Here is a 7153-nt window from a genome sequence, read left to right on the forward strand (position 1 = left end):
ATAACCCACAATTTTAGTCCGCTTGGGGGAACCATGGAATACGAAAGACCTAGAAAGAGAAATCCACTAGGAATTACAATTGAACAGCATTTTCATACAGCGCATTCAATAGGTAAATTTTATAACCATACCGACAATGTTGAAGTATTTGAGAAGTCAACTTCTCTAACCTTCCCTCGGAACAAGCGAGCGAAAATATTTTGTACTAAGCGCAATTGGGATGAGCGTGCTGAGCGTGGCTACATGGTAGATATTGAGCATGGTTATCATGAGCAAATCGATAACCTTGGTATTTCAAAAGAAAGAAACCACCATGCAATATCTAAATATTTTGTCTTATGGCGTTTACGTCATCAGGCTCATCTAAATCGTTTGTCAAACGCAAAACTTAGTGGTGTGCCCGGCCTTAGTTTAACTAAGGAGCAACAGGAAATCATTGAGGTTAAGCGTGCAGGATTTGTGAATTCAGAGGGTGAAATTCCAGCGAGACAATTGACGGGGCATCTAATCCAATCTGGAATCGACCAACACATGCTCGACTTTAAAGATGTAAAGTGGGGCTTGCTCCAAGCAAGCAAAGGTCAATTCTTATGTGCGGACAGCTATCATGATCTTTTTTTAATGCCTATCTCTCCTAAGTTTGCGTTTGCAGCTAATACTCCAGACAGTTTCCTTAATTACTCTGATGTTGCAGCAGTAAATAAGCAAAGTATCGAAAGTGCAAAAGAGTTTTACTTTGCTAGATCTCTGAAAAAGTGTCCAATCGCATAACAAGCGTTTAAGGTTTCAAGGACTTTTTCTAATCTGAACGAAACGGTTTAGAGCAGTACACCTAAAACGTTTTTGTCCAGGAGTGATTTAGAGGGGATGACCTACTAGGTGTGTGATCACCAAGCGATTCTAATTAGTGAGAGTCTATTGAGCCTGTAATTTAAATTGTGTATCTGCTTATAATTAAGCCAATCATGGCTAAGGATAAGCAATATGGATAAGAAAGCTTTAGAAGCCTTCGCTCGCGAAGCCGCTAAGTCAATTAAGACTCCTTCGGATCTTGATGACTTCAGGAAAATGTTAAAATGAAAGTAGAAGCTATCCAATACGAGTCGATAATGACGCGAGAAGAGATGCGTCAAGCACTCTTTGAGTACATCGAAGTTGATTATAATCGAACAAGAAGGCACAGTGCTCTTGGGTATCTAAGCCCAGTTAACTTTGAAAAACAATATGTCGCTTAATACGTTGTCCAGTCTGACTGGAGCAGATTAGAACCGACCTTACAGCGGTAACAGACAACGATGTTGAATTCGCTTTATCGCGGATAAATTATCGACCGAAAAAAATGTTTATACTTCAATCGACTAACGGTTTTATTTAAAGAACTAGTATTGGTGGTTTGATATTAACGAGTGTCGCACTTTGCAGTTGATTTCGGAGATTATTAAACGGCATTTAATGTTTATTATTCTATTGCGTGAAATTGGTACATTAAAACAAAGTTATGGTATTACAGTCCAAATACCTACACTGATCATAGGAAGTTAAATGAACGAAATACCGCCATTAATACCTGAGTCTAATTACATTCTGTTGTCTGAGCTAATGCTATCATTGACAACAGCTTTGGATATGACGGAAGGACAACCACCGGAACATTGCATTCGTTGCTGCTGGATAGGTATGCACATAGGTGAGAAAATCGGTTTATCAGAAAGCGAACTTCATGATCTGTATTTTACCCTGTTATTAAAAGATACGGGCTGTAGTAGCAATGCAGCCCGTATTTGCGAACTCTATCTCACTGACGATCAGGAGTTTAAACGTAATTTTAAGACGGTAGGAACAAGTCTATCAAGTGTCATTAACTTTGTTATTCGCAATACCGGGAAAAATGAAAACTGGTTAACTCGCATCACTAAGACGATAGATATCTTAAAAAATGGAGATTCTTACGCTCAAGAGTTGATAGAAACTCGCTGTTCTAGAGGTGCCGATATTGCGAGAGAATTAAGGTTTAATGAAAACGTCGCATTAGGGGTTCATTCTTTAGATGAACATTGGGATGGTAATGGTCGGCCAGAAAACCTCGCCCAACAAAATATTCCATTAAACTCTCGTATTGCGTTACTCGCACAAGTTATTGACGTTTTTCAATTTGAACATAATTTCGAAACCGCGCTAAACGAGGCAAACGAAAGAAGTGGAAGCTGGTTTGATCCAACTTTAGTTTCTGCGATAAACGAAATAGGAAAGGATAACGAATTCTGCACGGTCTTAACTTCATCAAATATCATTGATAAAGTTATGGAATTAGCGCCAGCAAAAGCCAGCATACTCATTGATGATGACTACCTTGATAGTATCGTTTTTGCGTTTGGAAAAATTATCGACAGTAAAAGCCCTTTCACATCTGGCCATAGCGAGAGAGTGGCCTTATTTACTGACCTTATTGCTATCGAAATGGGGATATCAGAAGAAGAACGGAAATGGCTTAGGCGTGCAGCTTTATTGCACGATGTTGGGAAGTTAGGTGTGAGCAATACGATACTCGATAAACCTGGAAAATTAGATGACGATGAATGGTTATCAGTTCAACAGCATGCTCAATTTACTAAAGATATATTATCGCAGATAACCCCCTTTAAAAACCTATCCAATATGGCAGGCAGCCATCATGAAAAGCTTGATGGCACTGGATATCCCAACAAACTAAGTGCAGAATGCATTGGACTGTCGACCCGAATTATCACTACCGCTGATATTTTTGATGCGATTACAGCAGAACGACCTTACCGCGGAGCAGTACCAGTACCAAAAACATTGGATATAATGTCTGAAAATTTAAATACTGCGATTGATCCTGAATGCTTTGATGCATTGAAGCGTGCGTTGGATAAATTGCCAGAAGGACTGATAACTCCTGATTCTACTGTTTAGCCATCGGTTTGTAGGTAATCGTTGTAGTCCCTAAAAAGACAATAGGTTTCGCAACTCGCCGTTCCGATCACTCCTACACCTTGCAGTTTCCTGTTTGATTAAAGCAGAACAAATCCTTTCTCACGCAACTTACCAAACAAACTGCCCAAGGGATTCATGTCGGAGGACAATAAAGTTTGATCAGTTCCAATAAAGTCTGATCGATTTTTGGCTGTATCTAGTCAGACGGGGGCAGGTAAGCTAAAACACTTTTGCCCCTTTATGATTTAGAGCATGTTAATTACCTTTCTCAGAAATAGAGTGTTATTAATTTTTCTATGAGTAAATTATTTTCAATTGTTGCACTTCAAAACGGTTACTGTTAGCTTATTCGCATGAAATACATATCAACTATCACATCATTCTTCTTCTGGTGGCGCTCTAATTAGAGCGGCACGGAATTCTTACATTCTTGAGCTGCTGGAAGGTGGCTGAGACTGTAATTTCTTTTGTATCTCCAGTAGCGATCTATTTTAACTAGGAGATATACCATGAGTACAAAGCAACATAATGATAAACCAGAAATTATCTTGACTGGTGATAGAGCGACAGGTCCATTGCATCTCGGTCATTACGTCGGTTCATTACAGCAGCGCGTAGCTTTACAGGCAGATCATGAGCAAACGATCCTCGTTGCTGACATGCAAGGTCTTACTGATAATGCCCACAATCCGAAAAAAGTATCATCTAATATTCTAAATGTCGTTGCTGATTATCTGGCTGTTGGTATCGACCCCTCTAAAACCACTATTTGCCTTCAATCACAACTACCAGCCCTTGCTGAGTTGACTATGTATTACAGTAACCTCGTAACCATCAGTCGGCTAGAGCGAAATCCAACAGTAAAAAGCGAAATACAAAACAAAGGGTTTGAACGGTCTATCCCAGCAGGCTTCCTCACATACCCTATATCTCAAGCTGCTGATATAACGGGATTTAATGCATCATTAGTTCCTGTTGGAGATGATCAGTTACCTATGCTTGAGCAAACCAACGAGATTGTGAGGAAGGTGAACGCTCTGGCGGGTCGTAGTGTATTAACTGAGTGTCGACCTTTATTGAGCAATGCACCACGTCTTCCTAGTACAGATGGAAAAAATAAGATGTCTAAGTCGATGGGCAATGGCATTAATCTTGGGGCTAGTGAAAAAGAAATCTCTGCCGCTGTAAAATCTATGTATACAGATCCCAACCATCTGAGGGTCGAAGAACCTGGTAAGGTGGAAGGAAATGTTGTATTTACCTACCTTGATGCTTTTCACTCTGATACAGACTATGTCAAGCAACTAAAAGAACACTATCGACGTGGCGGGCTTGGCGACGGTACAACGAAAACGGTGCTGGAAGAGTGCCTACAGGAAATGCTTCGACCAATAAGAGAAAGTAGAAGCCAGTTTTTGAATGATAAAGCCCAACTAGTTGATATTTTAGTGAAGGGAAGCCAAGTCTCCAGAGAAAAAACATCCAAAGTGCTTTTTGATGTTAAGGACATTTTTGGTCTGAATCTTTTCTGAGTATCATTTTTTAAAAGTCAGCTTCTAGAATTTCATTAGCTGAATAGCTGAATAGCTGGAAGCTGACTTCATACTTATACGTTTGCAGCAGAACTTGGTCACATGTAACTCATTTGTGTCCAACAACGATTCAGAACGGCAACTCACAATGTGTGATCACCAAGCGATTCTGTCGTACCTTAATTACCAAACGATTTGCTACTCAGTTCGCAGAGGAGAATGCCGTGAAGATCCTATTTTTCGACCCTCACTCACTTATATACTCAAGTGCATACCTTAGTAGACATGATAACGTACGAAAGGCGTTTGAATCACAAAAACCATTTAGCACAAGTGACCACTTTTTAAGACATGTCGAGCCAGATCGTGCGGGAGCCCAGAAACTAGCACGCGCAGCGACAGAAGCAGGTCTCTTACTTTACCCAACGGGTGACCACTACACTAGAGATCTGCTCATCAAACACAATGTGTTTATAGATAACCAATTAGCTCCATATACGTAATGCTGCGCCCTGATGACAATGACCCTTACAGACGCATGTTCGCACACGCTCAAGCACTAGAAGTTGATGAGTGGTATGTCTGCGGTGAGATGGCATTGGATGAGCGCTTAAAATCGTTTCCAGGCCGTAATCTGGTCAGTACATTCGGTGAGGGTGTGAGTGACGACTTGATATCACAGATAAGAGCTCTCCACCTCCAACACTAGACGCTACTTTGTAGCTAATCGAATACTATGAAGTAGCAGAGCTTATCTGAAATTTTCCAGTGTCCTGAAATGCCTAACAAAGTTTTGTCATTTCTGAGCTAGCAGGTAGAGAGTGATCACTGTGAACACCAATAAGAGCGCCGTAAACGGCGCTCAGGTGTCAATCACCTTACTCAAGCCGCACGGATATCGCCCATGCTATTCCTTGGGTCGTAATGCTGATATCCATGCCATGGTTTTGTACGAAATCAATCAACTGCAAAAGCTTTTCTTCCCTTTCGATCTCCTGAGAAAGCACATCGTAACCGAGCATCTCTTTAAATCCGTAGAATGAATCGACGACGGCATACACCTGATTTACATGTTGGATGTAATTCGCCACCGTTAAATCACTATCTTGCTTTAATGCCGTCTTTAGACGGTAAATAAGCCTAATGGCTTCAAGACTAATGCCGCATGCAACTAGATTCGAGAAGTCATAATTTTGGGTGAACTCAGCATCGTCTAGAGCACTTAATACAGACTTCAATTCAAAATGAGCGAGCTTACGCATGGCTATCTCCTCCAGCTAATACAGGAAAGGCATTTACGGCTTCATGAAGCTTCTGCAAATCAGTATTCTTACCATAGCGACCATAGGTAATGTTGGGATGAGCATGACCGACGATTTCCGACACAACGTGCTCAGCAACCTCGGCCATTTTTAGCTCATCAATAAAAGTATGGCGGAATGAATAAGCGGTTGGGCGCTCCTGAGGCTTCATACCTATATCCGTCTGTATCTTCCCTAAATGCGTCCTGTAGCGGAAAGACCAGTCATGGTTCTTACCGTGCGGTTTATAGTCGAATAGTTGCTTCAAGCGCTTATGGCTGCGTTCTTCGACATATTCAATAAACCCTGATTGAATCAAAGATTGATGAATGGGCACCAAACGGTAAGCGTTCTTGGTTTTAAGTCGCTGCTTCTCATTTGAATCAGAACAAGTGATGCAATAGAACCCATTTACTTTCTTGATGTCTGCTGTCGATAGCTGGCACGCTTCTGCGGGCCTTAAACCGTGATAGAGCTGTAATCTCGTTACCCAATCAAATTGCTTATCCCTGCTACGATACTCACTTGACGTTAGTAGCTTAGTGAGTTCATCCAGAGTCCATCGCGAGCGTTGTTCTGATGCTTTTGTGGCCTTTGATTTTGGCGTTTTGATCGATTGAAAGGGATTGCTGGTAATCGTTTCTCGCTGTACACACCAAGTAAAAAACTGCCTTAGCGCCGCAAGGTAGTCTTTGATCGTTTTCGAACCCAGCCCACGGCTTAACAGGCTATCTCGATAAGTCATAGCGGTTTTGGCTGTCGCAGGTAACTTGCGCTTTCTGATGAAGTAAATGAAATCGGTGCAACGTTGCTTCAATTGCGTAACCGACAGATGCGTAATGCTCTCTAGGTTTTTCGATTGAATGAACTCATCCAACTCGTTGGCAAAGAATTTAGAATCCTTGGAAGGATTGTCAGTTGCAACCTGAATAGGCGCTGGTGGAGGGGTATCAGCAACAACATCATACTGACAAGGCTGATTGCTGACTTGAGCATAAAACTCTTCACGTACACGTTTAATCAAAACCAGCAAAATAGCTTTGAACGTTTTGTAAGGCATGTACTGATTGAGTGCTCTATCGAACAGAGAGCAGATTGCGCTGGCTAAACGAGTATTACGCTTAATCGCTTCACGGCGCGTTTTGGTCAGCAAAGAGAAGCGAACTTCCTTTGGATAGTCATGGGAGTTTTGTAGAAAAACAGGGGTGGCAATACGTGTGTAGTACACGCCAGAAGCCAGTTTTATCAAATACATATGTATCACCTATTTGTGTTAGGTGACTTTTCTATGCTTCAGATACGGAAAAAGCCTTTGGAATCAAAGGCTTTTTCTAGGAATTAGTGGCGGAGAGATAGGGATTTGAA

General features: G+C 41.4%; 6 protein-coding genes and 1 pseudogene. 5 read left to right on the forward strand and 2 right to left on the reverse strand.

What is annotated here, in order from left to right; all coding sequences use genetic code 11:
- The 5 genes and pseudogenes from ACP45E_RS08025 to ACP45E_RS08045 all read left to right on the forward strand — a co-directional run.
- On the forward strand, nucleotides 1-771 hold a 771-nt coding region (locus ACP45E_RS08025), incomplete at its 5' end, for a hypothetical protein (RefSeq protein ID WP_241824285.1).
- Nucleotides 772-1076: 305 nt separating this feature from the next.
- A pseudogene (locus ACP45E_RS08030) lies at nucleotides 1077-1235 on the forward strand (IS3 family transposase); the annotation flags it as partial.
- A gap of 307 nt (nucleotides 1236-1542) precedes the next feature.
- Nucleotides 1543-2934, forward strand: a complete 1392-nt coding sequence (locus tag ACP45E_RS08035) for an HD-GYP domain-containing protein (protein WP_017037474.1) — start codon at nucleotides 1543-1545, stop codon at nucleotides 2932-2934.
- A gap of 530 nt (nucleotides 2935-3464) precedes the next feature.
- Complete coding sequence (gene trpS, locus ACP45E_RS08040) at nucleotides 3465-4487, forward strand: tryptophan--tRNA ligase (RefSeq protein WP_017033936.1); 1023 nt, start codon at nucleotides 3465-3467, stop codon at nucleotides 4485-4487.
- Nucleotides 4488-4989: 502 nt separating this feature from the next.
- Nucleotides 4990-5196: a hypothetical protein gene (locus ACP45E_RS08045; RefSeq protein WP_017037476.1), complete on the forward strand. Its 207-nt coding sequence runs from the start codon at nucleotides 4990-4992 to the stop codon at nucleotides 5194-5196.
- Between the two features lie 169 nt (nucleotides 5197-5365).
- On the opposite strand, the gene ACP45E_RS08050 is transcribed toward ACP45E_RS08045, so the two are convergent.
- Nucleotides 5366-5749 carry a hypothetical protein gene (locus ACP45E_RS08050; protein ID WP_017037477.1) on the reverse strand — a complete coding sequence of 128 codons (384 nt, stop codon included), beginning with the start codon at nucleotides 5747-5749 and terminating at the stop codon, nucleotides 5366-5368.
- Nucleotides 5742-7043, reverse strand: a complete 1302-nt coding sequence (locus ACP45E_RS08055; protein ID WP_017037478.1) for a tyrosine-type recombinase/integrase — start codon at nucleotides 7041-7043, stop codon at nucleotides 5742-5744. The genes ACP45E_RS08050 and ACP45E_RS08055 overlap by 8 nt, the downstream gene beginning before the upstream one ends.
- Nucleotides 7044-7153: the final 110 nt, after the last annotated feature.

It is taken from the genome of Vibrio genomosp. F10 str. 9ZD137, from assembly GCF_049974785.1.
Classification (GTDB): domain Bacteria; phylum Pseudomonadota; class Gammaproteobacteria; order Enterobacterales; family Vibrionaceae; genus Vibrio.

Bases quoted from the DNA above. Each gene is read 5' to 3' on its own strand.
- ACP45E_RS08035 (WP_017037474.1), top strand. From the start codon at position 1,543: ATGAACGAAATACCGCCATTAATACCTGAGTCTAATTACATTCTGTTG.
- trpS (WP_017033936.1), top strand. From the start codon at position 3,465: ATGAGTACAAAGCAACATAATGATAAACCAGAAATTATCTTGACTGGT.
- ACP45E_RS08045 (WP_017037476.1), top strand. From the start codon at position 4,990: ATGCTGCGCCCTGATGACAATGACCCTTACAGACGCATGTTCGCACAC.
- ACP45E_RS08050 (WP_017037477.1), bottom strand. From the start codon at position 5,749: ATGCGTAAGCTCGCTCATTTTGAATTGAAGTCTGTATTAAGTGCTCTA.
- ACP45E_RS08055 (WP_017037478.1), bottom strand. From the start codon at position 7,043: ATGTATTTGATAAAACTGGCTTCTGGCGTGTACTACACACGTATTGCC.